This is a genomic window from Mycobacterium sp. NGS11, from assembly GCF_059813315.1.
The window spans coordinates 52831-71092 of the sequence record NZ_JCALEJ010000019.1 but is presented as its reverse complement, the minus strand read 5'-3'; the positions used below and the strand labels follow the sequence as shown (position 1 = coordinate 71092).

The 18262-nt window shown below is 67.3% G+C and carries 19 protein-coding genes; 4 read left to right on the top strand and 15 right to left on the bottom strand.

Features of this window, described 5'->3' with window-relative positions:
- Positions 1-4: 4 nt before the first annotated feature.
- Positions 5-1105, bottom strand: a complete 1101-nt coding sequence (locus tag AC5Y4T_RS19300; protein WP_499954881.1) for an NAD(P)H-dependent amine dehydrogenase family protein — start codon at positions 1103-1105, stop codon at positions 5-7.
- A gap of 111 nt (positions 1106-1216) precedes the next feature.
- Here AC5Y4T_RS19300 and AC5Y4T_RS19295 point away from each other — a divergent pair, with 111 nt between their 5' ends.
- The gene (locus tag AC5Y4T_RS19295) at positions 1217-2107 is read left to right on the top strand and encodes an alpha/beta hydrolase (RefSeq protein WP_499954879.1); all 891 of its coding nucleotides are present in this window, start codon (positions 1217-1219) and stop codon (positions 2105-2107) included.
- Here the strand turns inward: AC5Y4T_RS19295 and AC5Y4T_RS19290 are convergent.
- Positions 2104-2739, bottom strand: coding sequence for a TetR/AcrR family transcriptional regulator (locus tag AC5Y4T_RS19290; RefSeq protein WP_064950964.1), 636 nt, complete (start codon positions 2737-2739; stop codon positions 2104-2106). The genes AC5Y4T_RS19295 and AC5Y4T_RS19290 overlap by 4 nt on opposite strands.
- Before the next feature lie 158 nt (positions 2740-2897).
- On the opposite strand from AC5Y4T_RS19290, the gene AC5Y4T_RS19285 reads away from it, so the two are divergent.
- Complete coding sequence (locus tag AC5Y4T_RS19285) at positions 2898-3023, top strand: hypothetical protein (RefSeq protein ID WP_499917598.1); 126 nt, start codon at positions 2898-2900, stop codon at positions 3021-3023.
- 28 nt (positions 3024-3051) lie between these two features.
- Here AC5Y4T_RS19285 and AC5Y4T_RS19280 read toward each other — a convergent pair whose 3' ends face one another.
- The 4 genes from AC5Y4T_RS19280 to AC5Y4T_RS19265 form a co-directional block, all read right to left on the bottom strand.
- Positions 3052-4476 (bottom strand): NAD(P)(+) transhydrogenase (Re/Si-specific) subunit beta, encoded by a 1425-nt coding sequence (locus AC5Y4T_RS19280; protein WP_499917597.1) that lies wholly within the window; start codon positions 4474-4476, stop codon positions 3052-3054.
- Positions 4473-4802: an NAD(P) transhydrogenase subunit alpha part 2 gene (locus AC5Y4T_RS19275; protein ID WP_007769289.1), complete on the bottom strand. Its 330-nt coding sequence runs from the start codon at positions 4800-4802 to the stop codon at positions 4473-4475. The genes AC5Y4T_RS19280 and AC5Y4T_RS19275 overlap by 4 nt, the downstream gene beginning before the upstream one ends.
- On the bottom strand, positions 4803-5903 hold the full coding sequence (locus AC5Y4T_RS19270; protein WP_499954877.1) for a Re/Si-specific NAD(P)(+) transhydrogenase subunit alpha: 1101 nt from the start codon (positions 5901-5903) through the stop codon (positions 4803-4805).
- Positions 5904-6175: 272 nt separating this feature from the next.
- Positions 6176-6637, bottom strand: a complete 462-nt coding sequence (locus tag AC5Y4T_RS19265) for a nuclear transport factor 2 family protein (protein WP_499917595.1) — start codon at positions 6635-6637, stop codon at positions 6176-6178.
- An 89-nt stretch (positions 6638-6726) separates the two neighbouring features.
- On the opposite strand from AC5Y4T_RS19265, the gene AC5Y4T_RS19260 reads away from it, so the two are divergent.
- Both AC5Y4T_RS19260 and AC5Y4T_RS19255 read left to right on the top strand, forming a co-directional pair.
- Positions 6727-7944, top strand: a complete 1218-nt coding sequence (locus AC5Y4T_RS19260; RefSeq protein WP_499917692.1) for an acyl-CoA dehydrogenase family protein — start codon at positions 6727-6729, stop codon at positions 7942-7944.
- Positions 7941-8765, top strand: coding sequence for a tyrosine-protein phosphatase (locus AC5Y4T_RS19255; RefSeq protein ID WP_499954875.1), 825 nt, complete (start codon positions 7941-7943; stop codon positions 8763-8765). Before AC5Y4T_RS19260 ends, AC5Y4T_RS19255 begins: the two co-directional genes overlap by 4 nt.
- A 15-nt stretch (positions 8766-8780) precedes the next feature.
- On the opposite strand, the gene AC5Y4T_RS19250 is transcribed toward AC5Y4T_RS19255, so the two are convergent.
- From AC5Y4T_RS19250 to AC5Y4T_RS19210, 9 genes are all read right to left on the bottom strand, one after another.
- Complete coding sequence (locus tag AC5Y4T_RS19250; RefSeq protein WP_499954873.1) at positions 8781-9644, bottom strand: SDR family oxidoreductase; 864 nt, start codon at positions 9642-9644, stop codon at positions 8781-8783.
- 61 nt (positions 9645-9705) lie between these two features.
- Entirely contained in the window at positions 9706-11130 is a 1425-nt protein-coding gene (locus tag AC5Y4T_RS19245; protein ID WP_499917592.1) for an aldehyde dehydrogenase family protein, read from the bottom strand.
- A gap of 160 nt (positions 11131-11290) precedes the next feature.
- The gene (locus tag AC5Y4T_RS19240; protein WP_499917591.1) at positions 11291-12850 is read right to left on the bottom strand and encodes an LCP family protein; all 1560 of its coding nucleotides are present in this window, start codon (positions 12848-12850) and stop codon (positions 11291-11293) included.
- A gap of 112 nt (positions 12851-12962) precedes the next feature.
- A complete protein-coding gene (locus AC5Y4T_RS19235; RefSeq protein ID WP_499917590.1) occupies positions 12963-13904 on the bottom strand; it encodes a class I SAM-dependent methyltransferase in 942 nt (313 codons plus the stop codon).
- Positions 13905-13930: 26 nt separating this feature from the next.
- Complete coding sequence (locus tag AC5Y4T_RS19230; RefSeq protein WP_499954871.1) at positions 13931-14872, bottom strand: class I SAM-dependent methyltransferase; 942 nt, start codon at positions 14870-14872, stop codon at positions 13931-13933.
- 75 nt (positions 14873-14947) lie between these two features.
- Positions 14948-15583, bottom strand: a complete 636-nt coding sequence (locus AC5Y4T_RS19225) for a TetR/AcrR family transcriptional regulator (RefSeq protein ID WP_499954869.1) — start codon at positions 15581-15583, stop codon at positions 14948-14950.
- 2 nt (positions 15584-15585) lie between these two features.
- Positions 15586-16566 carry a pirin family protein gene (locus tag AC5Y4T_RS19220; RefSeq protein ID WP_499954867.1) on the bottom strand — a complete coding sequence of 327 codons (981 nt, stop codon included), beginning with the start codon at positions 16564-16566 and terminating at the stop codon, positions 15586-15588.
- Between the two features lie 135 nt (positions 16567-16701).
- Positions 16702-17250 carry a Dps family protein gene (locus tag AC5Y4T_RS19215; protein WP_499917586.1) on the bottom strand — a complete coding sequence of 183 codons (549 nt, stop codon included), beginning with the start codon at positions 17248-17250 and terminating at the stop codon, positions 16702-16704.
- Between the two features lie 87 nt (positions 17251-17337).
- Entirely contained in the window at positions 17338-18249 is a 912-nt protein-coding gene (locus AC5Y4T_RS19210; RefSeq protein ID WP_499917585.1) for a DNA-3-methyladenine glycosylase family protein, read from the bottom strand.
- Between the last annotated feature and the right edge of the window lie 13 nt (positions 18250-18262).

Below are 18262 nucleotides of genomic sequence, written 5' to 3'. Positions count from 1 at the left end.
CGATTCAGGTGGTCACCAAAGTGCTTGGTGCGTAAAGGCTTTTGCCCGTTACCAGCGGAAGATCAAGCGTGGTCCGAATGCCCGGCGGCGCCGCGATCACCGCGGGAATGGCGTTGACGACGCGGCCCGCGGCGCCCGCGATCGCCGCGTGGTTGTGATCGCCCTTGCGGCTGCTGGGAACGATGTCGACGGCGTATGACGGCTCGCCGGTGATCTCGACGCGGTACGAGCCGTCGCCGGAGGCGGGCTGGGGCAGGTCTGGACGCAGGTCCGGGCGCAACCGGGTGACGTGCTCGATGACGATGGCCGGGTGGCCCTTGACCATGCCGCGAATCTCGAACTGCAGCACGGCCACGGTGCCCTTGGCCACGTGCCCCACCGCGATGTCGAAATCCTCCGGTGCGGGCTCGCGCTGGTAGGACTCGGTGATCTCGTCGACCTCGATGCCGAGGCCGGCAGCCAGCTGCCGGATCGCGGTACCCCAGGCGATGCTGAGGATGCCCGGCTGCAGCAGCATCGGGATCTCGTTCATGGGCTTGGCGAACCCCATGTAGTCCATGACCTCGGTGCCGTTGTACGACGCGTAGTCGTGAATCTCCATGCAGCGCACCTGCTCGATGCGCTGACAGGTGCCGGCGAGCGCGAACGGGATCAGGTCGTTGGCAAATCCGGGGTCGACGCCGCTGATGAAGATGCTCGAATTACCTTGCCTGGCAGCGTCTTCCACGCGGGCGATGTACTTGTCCGGCATGACACCCCACGGGAACTGCAGCAGCCCGGGTGACGACCCGACGACGTTGATGCCGGCGGCCAGGATGCGCATGACATCGGCCATCGCCTCGGGCAGCCGGGTGTCACCCATCGCGCAGTACACGACGCAGTCGGGCTTGGCGGCGATGATCGCGTCCAGGTCATCGACGGCCGCGACGCCCGTGACGACGCCGGCGTCCAAACCGACGCCGCACAATTCGCCGGCGTCCCTCCCTACCTTCTCGGGCGTGGAGACGCACACCCCGGCCAATTCGAACTGGGGGTTGGTGATGAGTTCGGCGAGGGCCAGCCCTCCGACATTGCCGGTACCGACGTGCGCGACGCGGATCGCCATTGTGAGTCTCCGTCCGTTGAGCGCTCAGACTTTTCTAGACACTAGTCCATTAATTCGGGAGCGCATACCTCGCTGACTGATCGCGATCGTCCGGGGCAGAATCAATCGCTGATGACACAGCGCGAAGACATTCGGTTCCCGTCCGGCGACGACCTGATCAGCGCCTGGCTCTACCGGCCCGCGGCCAGCGGGCCCGTGCCGCTGTTGGTGATGGCGCACGGTCTGGGCGCCGTGCGAAGCATGCGACTGGACGCGTACGCCGAACGCTTCAGCGCGGCCGGCTATGCGTGCCTGGTGTTCGACTATCGCAACTTCGGCGATAGCGAGGGCTTGCCTCGGCAGGTCCTCGACGTCGGCATGCAGCTCGCCGACTGGGCCGCGGCCGTCGCCTTTGCCCGCACCATCCAGGGAATCGACCACGATCGAATCGGGTTGTGGGGCACCTCTTTTGCGGGCGGTCACGTCATCGCCACCGCGGCGCGACAGCCGGGTATCGCCGCGGCCGTCGCCCAATGCCCCTTCACCGACGGCCTCGCGTCGGCACGCACCATCGGCAACCCGCTGATCACCGCGCGCATCACCGCGCGGGCGGTGCGCGACGTGGTCGCAAGCCGGCTGGGCAGGCCGCCGGTGCTGGTCGCGACGGCCGGCAGGCCCGGCGAGGTCGCGCTGATGAACACGCCCGACGCGTATGCCGGCTACCTGCGGTTGGTGCCCGACGGGATCGAAATGCGCAACGAGGTCGCCGCGCGAATCGCGTTGCAGGTCTTCACCTATCGCCCCGGCCGCGCCACGCCCAAGATCAGCTGCCCGATCTTGTTCTGCGTGTGCGAGGCCGACTCAGTGGCGCCCGCGGCGGCGACGCTGCGCCACGCCGCCAAGGCGCCCCGCGGCGAGGTCAGGCTGTACCCCGAGGGGCATTTCGCGATCTACGTCGACGAGGCCTTCGAACGCGTCGTCGCCGACCAGCTCGCGTTCCTCGACAAGCACCTGCGCGCTTAAGGTCCGAGCGGAGACGTCGTGCGGATGGCTTCGTCGCGGATCAGCCCCCGCAGCAGCGCGGTGCTGAACTCGGCGGCGATCTCCTTGGCCGAGCGCCGGCCGCTTGGCCGCAGCCAGCGGTAGCTGCCCAGCGTCATGCCGATGTAGCCCAGCGCCAGCACGTGCGAGTCGCACGGATAGAACTCGCCGTTGGCGATCCCGCGGTCGATCAGGCCGTGCACGTGGTGGTAGACTTGGGCTTCCTTCTCGCGCACCTCGGCGACCTGCTCGCTGGTGAACCACTCAGTGATGTACGGCTGCTCCTGGAAGTACACCGCGGCCCGTTCCGGATCGCTGGCGATACCGGTGAGCAGCCGAACCGTGTACTGGTAGAGAGCCTCGCGCGCCGTCCAGGACGGGTCGTCGTGCACGGCGGCCAGCGTGCCCTCGGCGGCCTGGCGGTAGATGTCGAACAGAATCAGCGACTTGCTGGCGTAGTAGTGATAGACGGTCGCCTTGTTCAAGCCGATCACGTCGGCCACGTCGTCCATTCGGGTGCCGTGATAGCCGCGCGCAGCAAACAGCTTGGTCGCGACCGCAAGCAGCTCTTCGCGCCGGGTTAGCCCATTCGGGGTGATGCTGTCGGTGGGCATCTGTTCTCACTATCGTCGGTATGGCCAGGCCAGGGCGGGTGCGGCCAGAATATCTATCAATCAACTGGTTGGACAGTTTATGCAAAACGCCGGGTGTCACGCGCACGCGTATGCGACTAGACTGCCCATCGAACGCGATGAGTCGAGAGGTGGGGACGATGGATCCGAATCCGGATTACGACGCAAGCGACGAGATCGAGTTTTTCCTCCGCTACGTCCCCTGGGGTCTGCGCGGGGTGGTCGACGGAAACGGATACCCGCCGCCGGCCTACCCGCCCGTCTAAACGCCCAGCGCACACGCGCCTTGAGTCGTTACAGCGCCTTGAGTTCCTCGGCGACCTCGGTCACCGATTTCTTCGCGTCGCCGAACAGCATGCTGGTGCCCTCGCCGTAGAACAGCGGGTTGTCGATGCCGGCGAAGCCGGAGTTCATCGACCGTTTGAGCACAATCACCGATTTGGCCTTGTCCACGTTGAGAATCGGCATGCCGTAGATCGGGCTGGACGCGTCGTTGCGGGCCGCCGGGTTGGTGACGTCGTTGGCGCCGATGACGATCGCGACGTCGGTGCGAGAGAATTCGTCGTTGATGTCGTCCATGTCCTTCATGGCGTCGTAGTCGACCTCGGCCTCGGCCAGCAACACGTTCATGTGCCCGGGCATTCGGCCCGCCACCGGGTGGATCGCGTACTTCACCTCGACGCCCTTGTCTTCCAGCAGTGCCGCCATGTCCTTGACGGCGTGCTGGGCCTGCGCGACGGCCAGCCCGTAGCCGGGCACCACGATCACCTGGTTGGCGTAGGCCATCTGGATCGCGGCGTCGGCGGCCGAGGTGGCCTTGACGGTCTTGTCGCCGCCGTCGCCGCCGCTGGGGGCGACGCCGCCACCGCCGAAGCCACCCGCGACGATCGCCGGGATGGATCGGTTCATGGCCTTGGCCATCAGGTTGGTCAGGATCGAACCCGACGCGCCGACGATCATGCCGGCCACGATCATCGCGGTGTTGTTCAGCGCCAGTCCCGCGGCCGCGGCCGAGAGCCCGGTCATCGCGTTCAGCAGCGAGATGACCACGGGCATGTCGGCGCCGCCGATGGGCAGCACCACCATCAGGCCGAGCACGCCGGCAGCGGCCAGCAGCCCGATCATCCACCACAGCGCCGCCCCGCCGCTGCCGGGATGGGCGTGCAGTCCGATCACAACCGCGGCGGCCACGGCGGCGGCCAGCAGCAGCAGGTTGATCGGCTGCTGCGCCCTGCCGAAGCCGATCGGTGATCCGGAGATGATCTCCTGCAGCTTGCCGAACGCGATGATCGATCCCCAGAACGAGATCGAGCCGATGATCGCGGCGAACAACGACGCCACCACGATGTGCACCGTCGGCGACTCGCCGTGCTGGAAGGCCGAAAAGCCGCTGGTCTCAATGAATTCCGAGAGCGCGATCAAAGCGACCGTGCCACCGCCGACGCCGTTGAAGAACGCCACCAGCTGCGGCATGGCCGTCATCTTGGTGTAGCGGGCCGGCGGGACGCCGAGCACGACGCCCACCACGAGGCCGGCGATGATCAGCACCCACTGATCGGTGTGGCGGATCTTGATCAGCGTCGCCGCCACCGCCAGCGCCATCCCCACCGCGGCGATCAGGTTGCCCCGCACCGCCGTCTTGGGTCCGGTCAGGCCCATCAGGCCGTAGATGAAAAGGGCGAACGAAATGATGTACAGGCCGATGACCAAGTAGTTCATTTGGCGGCCGGCTCCTCACTGGCTGCGGGCAGGGGTTTCTTCTTGCCCTTGAACATGCCCAGCATCCGGTCGGTGACGATGAACCCGCCGATGACGTTCAGCGTGCCGAACACGACGGCGACGAACAGGATGATCTGCACCGCCAGCGAGGGGTGCTCGACTGAGCCGAACACCACCAGCGCGCCCAGCACCACGATGCCGTGGATCGCGTTGGTGCCCGACATCAGCGGGGTGTGCAGCGTGTTGGGCACCTTGGAAATGACCGCGAACCCGACGAACCCGGACAGCACCAGGATCGCCAGGTTGGCCAACAGTTCGTCGTACATCTAGGAATCCTTCTGTCCTTGGTCGCGCGTCACGCACGAGTCCGCGATGACTTCGTCGTCGAAGTCCGGCGCCAGCTTGCCGTCGGTGAGCAGCAGGTCCAGCAGGGCGGTGATGTTCTTGCTGTAGAGCTCGCTGGCGTGCTCGGGCATGGTGGCCGGCAGGTTCAGGGGCGAGGCGATGGTGACGTCGTGCTTGACGACCGTCTGCCCTGGCTCGGTGAGCTCGCAGTTACCCCCGGTCTCTCCGGCCAGGTCCACCACGACGCTGCCGGGCTTCATCGCTTCCACCGCCGCCGCGGTGACCAGACGTGGGGCCGGGCGTCCCGGGACCAGCGCCGTGGTGATCACGACGTCGAATCCGCTGATCGCCTTTTCCAGGGCTTTCTGCTGCTGGGCGCGCTCCTCGTCGGTGAGCTCACGGGCGTAGCCGCCCTCACCCGCCGCGTCGATGCCGATGTCGAGCCACTGCGCGCCCACCGAGCGCACTTGGTCGGCCACCTCGGGCCGCACGTCGTACCCGGTGGTGCGCGCGCCCAGCCGCTTGGCCGTCGCCAGCGCCTGCAGCCCGGCCACGCCCACGCCGAGCACCAGCACGGTGGCGGGCTTCACGGTGCCGGCCGCCGTCGTCAGCATCGGGAAGAACCGGGTCGACTCCGCCGCCGCCAGCAGCACGGCCTTGTAGCCGGCCACGTTGCCCTGCGAGGACAGCGCGTCCATCGCCTGGGCCCGGGAGATCCGGGGAATGGCCTCGAGTGCGAATGCCTGCACGCCGGCCTGCTTCAGGGCCCCGATGGAGTTCTCGGCGTTGCGCGGCGCGAGGAAGCCGATCAGCGTCTGGCCGCTGCGCAGCTTGGCGACCTCGGCCTGGGTCGGCGGTGCGACCTTGACCACCACGTCGGCGGCCCAGGCATCCCCGATGCTGGCCCCCGCCTCGGTGTAGAGGGCGTCGGGCAACAGGGCCCGTTCGCCGGCACCGGATTCGACCACCACCGCGACGCCAGTGCCCACCAACGACGCGACCGCCTTCGGCACCAGCGCCACCCGCCGCTCGTCGGCGCCGGACTCGGCGACCACCCCTACCGTCGTCTGCGCATTTGTCATGGCGCGTACATCTACTTTCCGTACTTTTCCGTACTGTCCTGCCGATGGGCGTGGCGCTGGCTCGGCCGCGCGCTTCGCTACCTTAACCAGCTTTCACCGTGGACGTGTGATCGGCTCCGGGCCACCCGAGGCCGGATACCCCGGTCGCCGGCGATCGACCCTCCGGTCGATGCTTCGCCGCCGGGAGGCGATGCAGTAGCGCCCGCGCCGTTGTGAGGTCACAAGACGCGGTTGTTGCGCCGAATGCGGTTGCGCGCTCCTCCGCCCGGCCGCTACCACAGCGGGATGTCGTGACCGTGCTCTGATTCCGGCCGGGGCCCGAAGTAGCGCCGCTGCGATTCGTCGATCGGCACGTCGTTGATGCTGGCTTCGCGGCGCGCCATCAGTCCGGACTCGGTGAACTCCCACAACTCGTTGCCGTAGCTGCGGTACCACTGGCCGGACTGGTCGTGGCACTCGTATTGGAACCGCACCGCGATGCGGTTGTCGTGAAAGTCCCAGAGGCTCTTGCGTAGCGAGTAGTCGAGCTCGCGCTGCCACTTGCGGGTCAGAAACGCAACGATCTCGTCGCGGCCCACGACGCGTTCGCCGCGATTGCGCCATTGCGAATCGACCGTGTAGGCCATGCTGACGCGTTGCGGATCGCGGGTGTTCCACGCGTCCTCGGCCGCCTGCACCTTGTGAATCGCGGTCTCCCGGGTGAACGGCGGGAACGGCGGGCGGGCTTCACTCATGCCTCCATCGTGCCGCCCCGCGGGCGGGCTGACGACCGGAAACGCGGCGACTCGACACGTGTCCTATCGTGACGGGCATGGACTTCGCGATGTCGGCCAAAGCCAGCGACTACCACAAGCGACTGTCCGACTTCATGACCGAGTACGTCTTTCCGGCCGAGGCCGAGTACGACAAATACCGCGAAGAAGCCGGCCCGCGCGATCACACGGTCCCGCCCGTCATCGAGGACCTCAAAGTCAAGGCCAAGGAACGCGGCCTGTGGAACCTGTTCCTGCCGGCCGAATCGGGGTTGACCAACCTTGAATACGCCCCGCTGGCCGAGCTGACCGGCTGGAGCATGGAGCTTGCCCCCGAGGCGGTCAATTGCGCGGCGCCGGACACCGGGAACATGGAGACCTTGCACCTGTTCGCCACCGAGGAGCAGCGCAAGCAGTGGCTGGAGCCGCTGCTGGCCGGCGAGATCCGCAGCGCCTTCTCGATGACCGAGCCGGCGGTCGCCAGCAGCGATGCCCGCAACATCCAGACGGCCATCGTGCGCGACGGCGCCGACTACGTCATCAACGGGCGCAAGTGGTGGACCTCGGGCGCGGCCGACCCGCGCTGCAAGATCCTGATCGTGATGGGCCGCACCAACCCGGAGGCCGCGAGCCACCAGCAGCAGTCGATGGTGCTGGTGCCGATGGACACCCCCGGCGTGACGGTGGTGCGTTCCACGTCGGTGTTCGGCTGGCAGGACCAGCACGGGCACTGCGAAATCATCTACGACAACGTCCGGGTGCCGGCCACCAACCTGCTCGGCGAGGAGGGCGGCGGCTTCGCCATCGCCCAGGCCCGGCTGGGGCCCGGCCGCATCCACCACTGCATGCGCGCTCTCGGCGCTGCCGAACGTGCGCTGGCGCTGATGGTGCACCGCGCGAACAGCCGCGTCGCCTTCGGCCGCCCCCTGGCCGACCAGGGTCTGGTGCAGCAGGCAATCGCCAAGTCGCGCAACGAGATCGACCAGTCCAGGCTGCTCTGCGAGAAGGCGGCGTGGACCATCGACCAGCACGGCAACAAGGCCGCCCATCTACTGGTTTCGCAGATCAAGGCGGTGGCGCCGCAGGTGGCGTGCGACGTCATCGACCGCGCGATCCAGGTGCACGGCGCCGCGGGCGTCAGCGACGACACGGTGCTGGCCCGCCTGTACGGCTGGCACCGCGCCATGCGGATCTTCGACGGGCCCGACGAGGTGCACATGCGCACCATCGCGCGCAGCGAGATCGGCCGCGAGCAGTCCGCGTTCGCCGCGGCGGTGACCCGCGAATGACTGAGGCGTTGCGGGAACTGTCGGGCGCGTGGAATTTTCGCGATGTCGCCGACGGCACACCCGCGCTGCGGCCCGGGCGGCTGTTCCGGTCCGGTGAGCTGAGCCGCCTCGACGACCAGGGCCGCGCCACCCTGAGCGAGTTGGGCATCACCGACGTCGCGGATCTGCGCGCGAATCAGGAAGTCGCGCGGCGCGGCCCGGGGTTGGTTCCCGACGGCGTCGAAATCCACCGGCTCCCCCTGCCCGATCTCGGCGACGATCAGCCCAGCGACGACGACGCGCCGCACGAGACCGCGTTTCGGCGCCTGTTCGAGGGCGACGCGAGCCAGTCCGACGAAGAGGTCAACGAGGCCGCGATCCGGCACATGATCGACGAGTACCGGCAGTTTCCGACCCGCAGCGGGGCGCAACGCGCTGTGCGGCAAGTCTTCTCGATGCTGGCCGCCGGGCGTTCGGTGCTCACGCACTGCTTCGCGGGCAAGGACCGCACCGGCTTCGTGATCGCCACGGTGCTGGAGGTGCTCGACATCGATCGCGACACCATCGTCGCCGACTACCTGCGCAGCAACGCCGCGGTCCCCCAGCTGCGCGACCACATCTACGAGATGATCCAGAGACGGTCCGACGTCGAATTGACCCCAGAGGTGGTCACGTTCACCAAGGCGAGGCTGGCCGACGGGGTCCTCGGTGTACGTCCGGAGTATCTGGACGCCGCGCGCCACGCCATCGATCGGGAGTTCGGGTCGCTGCAGGCGTATCTACGCGAAGCCGGCGTCACCGAAAACGAGGTGGACCGGCTCCGCGCAGAGCTGCTGGCCTGAGTCGCAGGCTCGTGCTTACCCCAGCTTGAAGTCGGCCTGCTTCGCCGCGGACAGATCGGTGATCTCGCCCCACTGCGAGGCGATGTCCTCCACCGACGGCGGCTTGTCGTAGTTGACGCCCTGGTTCTGGAACAGCGCGACGCGCTGCACCTTGCCGCCACCGACCACGAAAACCGATGCGCTGTTGGGGTTTTCCTCGGTGCACAGGTAGGCCACCACCGGGGCGACGTACTCGGGGGTCAGCTTCTCGAGAACTTCCTTGGGGAGGATGTCTTCGGTCATCCGGGTCGCCGCGATCGGGGCGACCGCGTTGGCGTGGATGTTGTACTTCGCACCCTCCAGAGCCAGGCTGTTGATCAAGCCGACCAGGCCGAGTTTGGCCGCGCCGTAGTTGGTTTGGCCGAAGTTGCCGAACAGCCCGCTGGTGGAGGTGGCGACGACCACGCGTCCGTAGCTCTGCTCACGGAAGTGCGGCCATGCGGCGCGGATGACGTTGTAACCGCCGTAGAGGTGCACCTTGAGCACGGCGTCCCAGTTCTCGAAGGACATCTTGTGGAAGGTGCCGTCGCGCAGGATGCCGGCGTTGCTGACCACGCCGTGCACGGCGCCGAATTCGTCGAGCGCGGTCTTGACGATGTTCTCGGCGCCCTCGGACTCGGCGACGCTGTCGTAGTTGGCGACCGCCCGCCCGCCGGCGTCCTTGATCTCCTTGACCACATCGTCGGCCATGTTGTGGCCGGCGCCGGTGCCGTCGCGCGAGCCGCCGAGGTCGTTGACGACAACGCTGGCGCCCTCCTTGGCGAGGGTCAGGGCGTAGTCACGGCCCAGTCCTCCACCGGCTCCGGTGACGATGATGACGCGATCCTGCACTCCGGGCATAAGTTTCCTCTCCGTATGAAAAGTTGTGTCGAGCAAGTGATTTCGTGCGGGAAAACGATTCCTAGAACATCCGGCGGGCCATCTTCATGGCGCGGTCGGTGTAGGGCGGGTAGATGAAGCTCGACAGGTCGGGGCGGGTCGGCTTGGTCAGCACCGACTTGCGGTGGCTGAATTCCTCGAAACCGAACTTGCCGTGGTAGGCACCCATTCCCGATGCGCCGACGCCACCGAACGGCAGCTTGGCCGTCGACACCTGGAAGGCGAGGTGGTTGACCAACATTCCGCCGGCGGGCACCTCCTTGATCACCCGCTCGCGAGTCTCGCGCGTCTTGGTGAACAGGTACGCCGAGAGGGGCTTGGGCCGAGAGTTGATGAAACGGATTGCGTCGTCCAGGTTTTGGACGGTGACCACCGGCAGCACCGGCCCGAAGATCTCGTTCTGCATCAGCGGGCCGTCCGGATCGGGGTCCACCACGACGGCCGGCTGGATGCGCAGGCTCGACGCGTCGCACTTGCCGCCGACGACGACCTTGCCGTCGTCACCGGACAGGTAGCTGCTGATCCGGTCGAACTGCCGCTGGTTGACGATCCGCATGCCGTCGGGCTTGTCGGAGGTGAACTTGGTGATGGCGGCGCCGATCTTGTTGACCAGCTCGTCGCGGATCGTGGCGTCCGCCAACACGTAATCCGGTGCGACACAGGTCTGTCCGGCGTTGAGCAGTTTCATCCAGGCGATCCGCTTGGCCGCCACCTCCACGTCGGCGTCCGCCGCGACGATCACCGGGCTCTTGCCGCCGAGTTCCAGGGTGCAGGGGGTCAGGTGCGGGGCCGCGCCCTCGTAGACCTTGCGACCGATCTCGGTGCCGCCGGTGAACAGGACGCGATCCAGGCCTTGCGCGATGAGCTCCTGGCTCGTCGCGCCGTCGCCCTCGACCACGGCGATGGCGTCGTTGTCGAGATACTTCGGCACCAAGTCGGCCATCACGTGTGCCGACGCCGCGGCGATCTCCGAGGGCTTGAGGATGACGGCGTTCCCGGCGGCGATCGCGCCGACCGCCGGACCCAGCGTCAGGTAGAAGGGGTAGTTCCAGGCTCCGATGATCAACACCGTCCCGTAGGGCTCGTATTCGATCCAGCCGCGGCCCGGCAGCTGCGGCACCTCGAGCAACTGGTATTTGCGCTTCGTCCAGCGCCGAACCTTCTTCGCCGCGTACTTCGCCTCGCCGGCGGTCGTCGCGATGTCGGCGATGAAGGCCTCGAAGGGGCTGCGGTCCAGGTCTTCGGCGAGGGCCGAAGCGATGGCGCCCTCGTTTTCTTCCATCAGCTTCGCCAGCTGTAGCAGCTGGCGCTTGCGCCATTCGATGTCGCGGGTACGCCCGGTGGCGAAGGTCCTGCGGAGTTTGGCGACCGTCGCCGGGACGTCGGCGGGCTGAGCCGTCCCATTGGATGCGGAGGTCTTCGATGCAACCGATTCGGTGGTCATCATTGTCCTTCCCGAGCAGAGTCCCGCTGCGGCGGCCGCTCATCGGTGATAACCGCGATACTAACCATCTGGTTGGGAGAGCAGTAGGAAGGATCCGGCCAACCCGGTCTCGCCGGGTCAGGACGTCTAAGAACCCAGCCCGCGGGCGCGATCGCGGCTGCGGTTACTTCACGCAGGGGACGTTCGCCGCGGTCATCTGGCTGAGGTCGGTCGGCGCCGGGGCCCGGTCGCCGGTGCCGGTGGCGGCGACGGCACTCACCCGCCCGGACCCCGACGGGTCGGCCGTTGCGCCGGGGTGGGCGAGGTAGTCGCCGGCGGGAAACTGCGTTCCCACGGTCAGGCGCACCGTGCCCGCGGCCACGGTGTCGTTGGCCGTCACCGGCACGTGCAGTTGATCGGCCAGGGCCTGCGCGGCCCGATCGGCCCCGGCGCCGTATTCGATGATGCTGTCGTCGGCCGGGACCGCCGCGGTCGTGGCGCTGCCGCGGGTGAAGCCGCGGCCGGTGAAGGCCTCCTCGATGGCGCCCGCGAGCCCGTCGCGTGAGGTGGCGTTGACGACGTCGAGAATCGCGGGTTCGGCCGGCGGTGGCTGGGTGTCCGGTGCTGCGGCCTCGAGCGCGACCGGCGTGTCCGACATGAAGCGCTCGTTGACGATGCGCCGGATGGTCGGAAGATCGACCTGATTGATGTCGGATCCGTTGGCGTCCTTGCCGAAGCCGGCGATCGGCAGGGTGTAGAGCGACAGCGGGCGCTCGCTCAATTGCGATGCGCGGGAGGCGAATTCCATGATGTCCAGCCCGTCGTCGACGGCGACGTTGTCGCGGGCCACCTGCAGCAGTTTGCGCAGCCCGCTCACGCTGGACAGCGCACCGCCCCTACGGGCCGCCTCGACCAACGACACCAGGAACGCCTGCTGTCGCCGCGTGCGGTCGAAATCGGTGAAGGATCCGTCGTTTTCGTCGCGCCGCTGCCGCACAAAGGCCATCGCGTCCGCGGCATCGATGCGCTGCACCCCCTGGTGGAAGTCGGCGCCCGAATAGCTGTCCTGCGTATCGGCGTTGAGGCAGACGGTGATCGGCTCGACGGCCTTGGCGATCTGGAAGAAGGCGCCGAGTGTGACCTCGACGAAATGATCGACCGAGACGCCCAGAAAGTCTTTGACGGCGTCGATTTCCGCCTTGCGGCCGGCCTCGCGGGCGGTCTGCTCGCGAGCCGTCAAGTTGTTGGCGCCCGCCCCACCCGAATTCCCGGCCGCCTGCGAATTCAGCGACTGCTGGTAGGCCAGCCCGTATGCCTGCTTGATCTTTCCGGCGCAGACCGACCCGGGACAGCCCGGTAGCTCCGCGTAGTCGTCGCGCGGAATCGATATCGCGGTGACCGGCCCGTCGCCGTCCGAAATATGCACGACGATAAGGACATTGGCGTTGTAGCCGCCCGAACTTTCGTCACCCGCGTGCAGAGCCTCGTAGATCTCCTGGGGCAGGGGCTTGCCGTTCTGGTCCAGCCGGCTGTCCAGACCCATCAGCAGAATGTTCTGGTTGCCGTCCAGCGTCTTCGCCGCGTTCGGCAGGGCATGCGAAATGATGATCTTGCCGAGGGCGGTGTGATAACCCGTCCACCCCATGCCGGTGATCGCCATCACGAACGCCGAAGCGGTGGCGGCGACCAACCGAGCCTTTCTCAGCACCCAGCGCTGCGATTGGTCGGATCCGCCGCTGCCCATAATGAGTGACCATTGTCCCCGATGACCAGGCGAATTCCCGGTAACCGCAGCCGCGAGCCAACGGTGAACGTGCGAGGGGCCTACGCGGTCAGGCGCAACGACGCCGCGCCGTTTAGAGCCGCTCGGCGATCACGAAATCGGAGAACGCGTCCCGGTCCTCGTCCACCTCGGAGCTCTGGACCCCGCGGCCCAGGCGGTGCATCTCGTCGATCGAGTTCTGCGCCGTTGCGCGCCAGCCGTTTTCGTTGAGCCAGTCGGCGAGGTTGGCGCGGTGCTCGTCGCGGTACATCAGCTCGCCGACGTCGACGGTCTCCTCCAGGCCGAGTTGCTCGGCCACCTTCTTGAACCGTTCCCGCATCTGCTGGCGCCGCTCCTCGGCGTGCATGGGTGCGGTTTCGGCCGAGACGCGGCTGCCCGCCGGGCTCAGCTCGCCGATCTGGGTGAACAACTTGTCCTGCGCCTCGGCGGGCAGGTACATCAGCAATCCCTCCGCCAGCCAGGCGGTCGGCTGGGCCGGGTCGAAGCCGGCGGCGCGCAGCGCGGCCGGCCAGTCCTCCCGCAGGTCGATCGCCACCTCGCGGCGATCGGCGGACGGCTTGGCGCCGCTCTCGGCCAGCGTGGTGGTCTTGTAGCCCAGCACCTCGGGCTGGTCGATCTCGTAAACCGTGGTGCCGGCCGGCCAGTCGAGACGGTACGCCCGCGAGTCCAGCCCGGACGCGAGGATCACCACCTGCCGAATCCCGGCGGCGACGGCGTCGGCGAAGTATGCGTCGAAGAAGTGCGTCCGGACCGCCTGGTAGCCGCGCATGTGCTGCATGCGCGCGGCGGATTCTTCGTCGATGGCCTCGATCTTGGCCACCACCTCCGGGTCGAGCATTGCCTCCCACAACACCTCGGCGCCGGCGTTGTTGACGAGCAGCCGGGCGTAGGGGTCGCGGATGAGCGCGTCGGGCTGCTCGGTTTCGATCGCCCGGGCGGCGGCCACCATGACCGCGGTGGTGCCGACGCTGCTCTTGATGTCCCAGGTGTCGTCGTGGGTGCGCAGTGAACTCATGGCGGTGCTCCTTGCTAGATCCGTGGTCAGGCGATGGGCTTGCCGAGACGCGCCCGCACCAACGTGCTGCGGACGGCTTCATCAGTCAGGTCGTCGGGTACCGGACGGCCCAGCCGGGCCATCTCGTCGCGGTTGCTCACGCTGTGCACCCGCCAGCCGTGGTCGGCCAGCCACACGGCGGCGTCGGATCGGTCCGGCTCGTGGTAGGTCAACGCCTGGACATTGACATCCAAACCGAGCCGGTCGCGCATCCGCAGCCAGCGCTGCGAGTTGCTCCGGGAGTTCAGGCCGAACATCTCGATCGCGATCTGGCTGTCCGGCGCGCTGAGCGCGGTGACCATCTCGAAGAGCCGGTCTTGGGCGTCGCTGGGCAAATACGGAAGCAGCCCTTCGGCCAGCCATGCGGTGGGTCGGGTGGGGTCGAACCCTGCCGAGGTCAGGGCCGCGGGCCAATCGGCACGCAGGTCCACCGGGACCGGATGCCGGATAGCGGATGACACGGCGCCGTGCTGCTGCAGGATGTCAGCCTTGTATTGCAGCACCTGGGGCTGGTCGATCTCGTAGACCGTGGCGCCGGCCGGCCAATTCAACCGGTAGGCCCTGGAGTCGAGCCCGGCGGCCAGGATCACCACCTGCCGGATCCCGGCCCCGGCGGCGTCCGCGAAGTACCGGTCGAAGAAGTGAGTGCGCACGGCCTGGTAGTCGATGCCGCACCGATGTGAGCGCTGTCCGTGCTCGTCACCGTCGAGCCAGGCGAGGTCCGGGTCGGCCAGCCGCGCCCACGCCGGACCGGCCGACGCCACCAACAGTCGCGCGAAGGCGTCGCGGATCAGCGGATCGGATCCGGCGGTTTCTGCCGCGCGCGACGCGGCGACGCCCAACGCGGTGGCGCCGACGAGTTCAGTAATGGTCCAGCTGTCGCCGGCAGACCGTACGGAAGGCGGCGGCGAGGCATCCAGATCAGTCATATCCCGGCCATGGTACCGGGATAAGTTAGTTAGCCTATACGCTTTGTGCGCAACTTCACTGAACGCGGGGCAGCGCTAAGACTCTGGCTGCTGCAGCGCGCCCTCCAGCAGCTGGCGCATCACGCCGACCAGCGCCAACAGGTGCTCGGGGCTCTCGATATAGCCGGCATAGAGACCGACCCCGCAGACCAGCACCAGCAGCGCCTCGGTCAGTGCCGACGCCTCGATGCCGGCGATGATTTCGCCTCGCTCGATCGCGTCGTTTATGACGCCCAGGAGAAAAGATCGGGCAAGTCGAACGGAATCATCGTCGCTTCCGACCAAATCCGGATGGCGTTGCGATTCCAGTACGCCCGTGACTAAAAAAGCGGATCCGGCCGGGTTCTTCGAATTGGCTCTCGTCGCTTCGGCGATGAATGCCGTCAACTGAGCCGCCAGGGTGGTTTCGCGTTCAGCCTGTTTGATGCCGGCCCCGATGACGGATTCGTTGGTGTCTACCAGCACTTCGCGGTAAAGCGCGCGTTTGCTCGAGAAGTAATGGTTGATCGCAGGGCGGGTGAGATCGGCGCGCGCGGCGATGGCCTGGAAGGTCGCGCCGTCGTAGCCACGCTCGCTGAACACCAAACGAGCAGCTTGGATGATTCGTTGCCGAGTCTCGTCGGCCTTCGCGGCGGGCGGACGCCCCGGCCGGCGAGTCCCCCGTGGAAGCATTGCTAAAGTGTGCCACCGCCGTGGTGCGGCATTAGCGCATTTGGCGGAATGCTGCCAAACTTCCCGGCCTGGTAGTCCTCGAGCGCCTCGATCAATTCCGAGCGAGTGTTCATTACGAAAGGCCCGTAGTGGAATACCGGCTCGCGAATCGGCTGCCCGCCCAGAAGCAGCAAATCAATGGCCGTCCGGCTCGAATCCGCGGCCCGCTGGGCGCCCACCGTGATCCGATCGCCCGGTCCCAGGACCGCTAACTGCCCCTGGTGGATCGGCTGTGCGACCGGGCCGACGTACCCGCTGCCGGACAGCACATAGACCAGGGCGTTGAAGTCGCGCCGCCACGGGATGTCGAGCCGTGCCCCGTTCTCGATCGTCGCGTGCGCGAGGGTGATCGGCGTGTGGGTGACGCCGGGGCCCCGGTGGCCGTCGATCTCGCCGGCGATGATGCGGATCAGCGCTCCGCCGTCGTCGGATGCCAGCAACGCGGCGTCGCCGCCTTCGATCGACTGGTACCGCGGGGGTGCGAACTTGTCTTTCTTCGGCAGGTTCACCCAGAGCTGGACGCCGTGGAAGAGGCCCCCGCTGTCTACCAGCTCGGCGGGCGGCGTCTCGATGTGCAGGATGCCCGAGCCTGCCGTCATCCACTGCGTCGCGCCGTCGGCGATCAGGCCGCCACCGCCGTGGGAGTCCTGGTGCGCGAACTTCCCGTCGAGCATGTAGGTCACGGTTTCGAAGCCGCGGTGCGGATGCCAGTCGGTACCCCGTGGCTCCCCCGGCTGGTATTCGACCTCGCCCATCTGGTCCATGTGCACGAACGGGTCGAGCGCCGCGGTGCTGACCCCCGCGAAAGCGCGCACGACCGGAAAACCCTCGCCCTCGTAGCCGCGGGGGCCGGTGGTGATCGATCGAACCGGCCGCTCGGTGTCGGCGGGGCCGGGACCGCTGACTCGTGGCAACGTCAGCGTGTTAGCCGTGACTGCAGGCATCTGGCCTCCTCATTTAGTGGATGCCCTATATAACCGGACTAGGGTCCACTTATTCCGGAGGAGGTTCGCTCGGGCGCATGCACTTCGCCCCGGCGCCGAGGCGCCGGGGCGAATGTGCGGACTCTCGGCTTATTTTCAGGATTTGCCACGGGCGCTGCTTGCGGCATCCTTCTCGGTGCTCTTACCCTGGTGCGCCAGCTCCCCGCCGGCGCTTTCCAGGTGCGCCCGGACGAACCATTGGAACTTCTCCAACTGCCCGGCCTGACCGATCAGCAGATCCTGGGTCACCTGGTCGAGTTCGTCCGTCTCGTCGATGTATTGCCGAATGTCCTCGATGACACCGGTGTAGACGAGGTCCAGCGCGGCCAGATGCGCCTGTACCGTGTCCCGACCGACCGAGTAGTCGTCCCACGACCGGTCCTTGATGATGGCACCGGGCGTCCCCTGCGGCGAAGCGCCAAGGGCCGCAATGCGTTCGGCGACATCGTCGGCAAACCCACGCACCGCGTCCACCTGCGGGTCGATCATCTCGTGCACGCCGATGAAGTTCGGGCCAACCACGTTCCAGTGAATGTGCTTCAGCGTCAGATGAAGATCGTTGTAGGTGCTCAGTTGCTTCTGCAGCAGTTCGGTGAGGCGCGCCGCCTGCTTATCGGTCAATCCCGGAATTGTGAACTGAGTCATCGCTTGTTTCCTAGCTTCCTTCCATGGTTCGCACACAGCTACTTGCACTGGTGGGTACCCGATGGCCGCGCTGAAAAACGCTACGGATCAAAGCGAGTGGATTTGCTGCACCGGCAGCCTCGGGCCGCGGCGGGGTTCGTACGCCAGTCCACTGGCTTCGAGCAGCCGGACCACCCGCTGACGGTGGGGTCGCATCGGCGCGAGCAGCTCGAGCATGCCGGCGTCGTCGACGGGCCGGCCCAGCAAGGTCCAGCCGATCATTTTGGGAATGTGGTAGTCGCCCACCGAAACGGCGTCGGCGTCGCCGAAGGCGCGTTGTGCGGTCTCGGCGGCGGTCCACTCCCCCACCCCCGGCAGCGACATCAACGCCTCACGCGCCTGCACCGCCGGCCGCGACACCAACCGTTCCAGCGAGGGAGCCCGGCGCGCGCAGGCCACCACGGTCTGCGCCCGCCGCGGGTCGACGTTGGCGCGATGAAACTCCCAAGACGGGATGTGCCGCCATACTTGCGCCGGCGGCATGACGCGCATCCCCGCCGGCGCCGGTCCCGGCGCGGGTGTGCCGTACTTGGTCACCAGCACCCGCCACGAGCGAAACGCATCGGCGCCCGGCACCCGCTGCTCGATGATCGCAGGAATCAGGGCCTCCAGCACCAGCCCGGTGCGGCCCAGGCGCAAGTGCGGAACCCGTTGGTGCGCAGCCGCTACCGTCGGATGTTTCGGCACGAAGTCCGAGTCGTCGTCCTCGAGACCCAGCAGGGCGGGCAGCATTTCGATGAATTCCCGCGCCCCACTCCCCCACGCCTCGCCCTGCGCGGCATTGGGCGCGACGCGAGTGATCCGGGCCGTGACGGATCCGCTGGGCAGCAGGCTGGTGCGCCAGATCGAGCCGTCGCCGGGAGATCGGAAGCACGGATCACCGCGACCGCGGCGCAGGGGCGCCAACGTGTGTCCGAAGCTGACGGGCCCCGGAAACACGACCGTGCGCGTGCTGTTCACGTGATGATTCTCC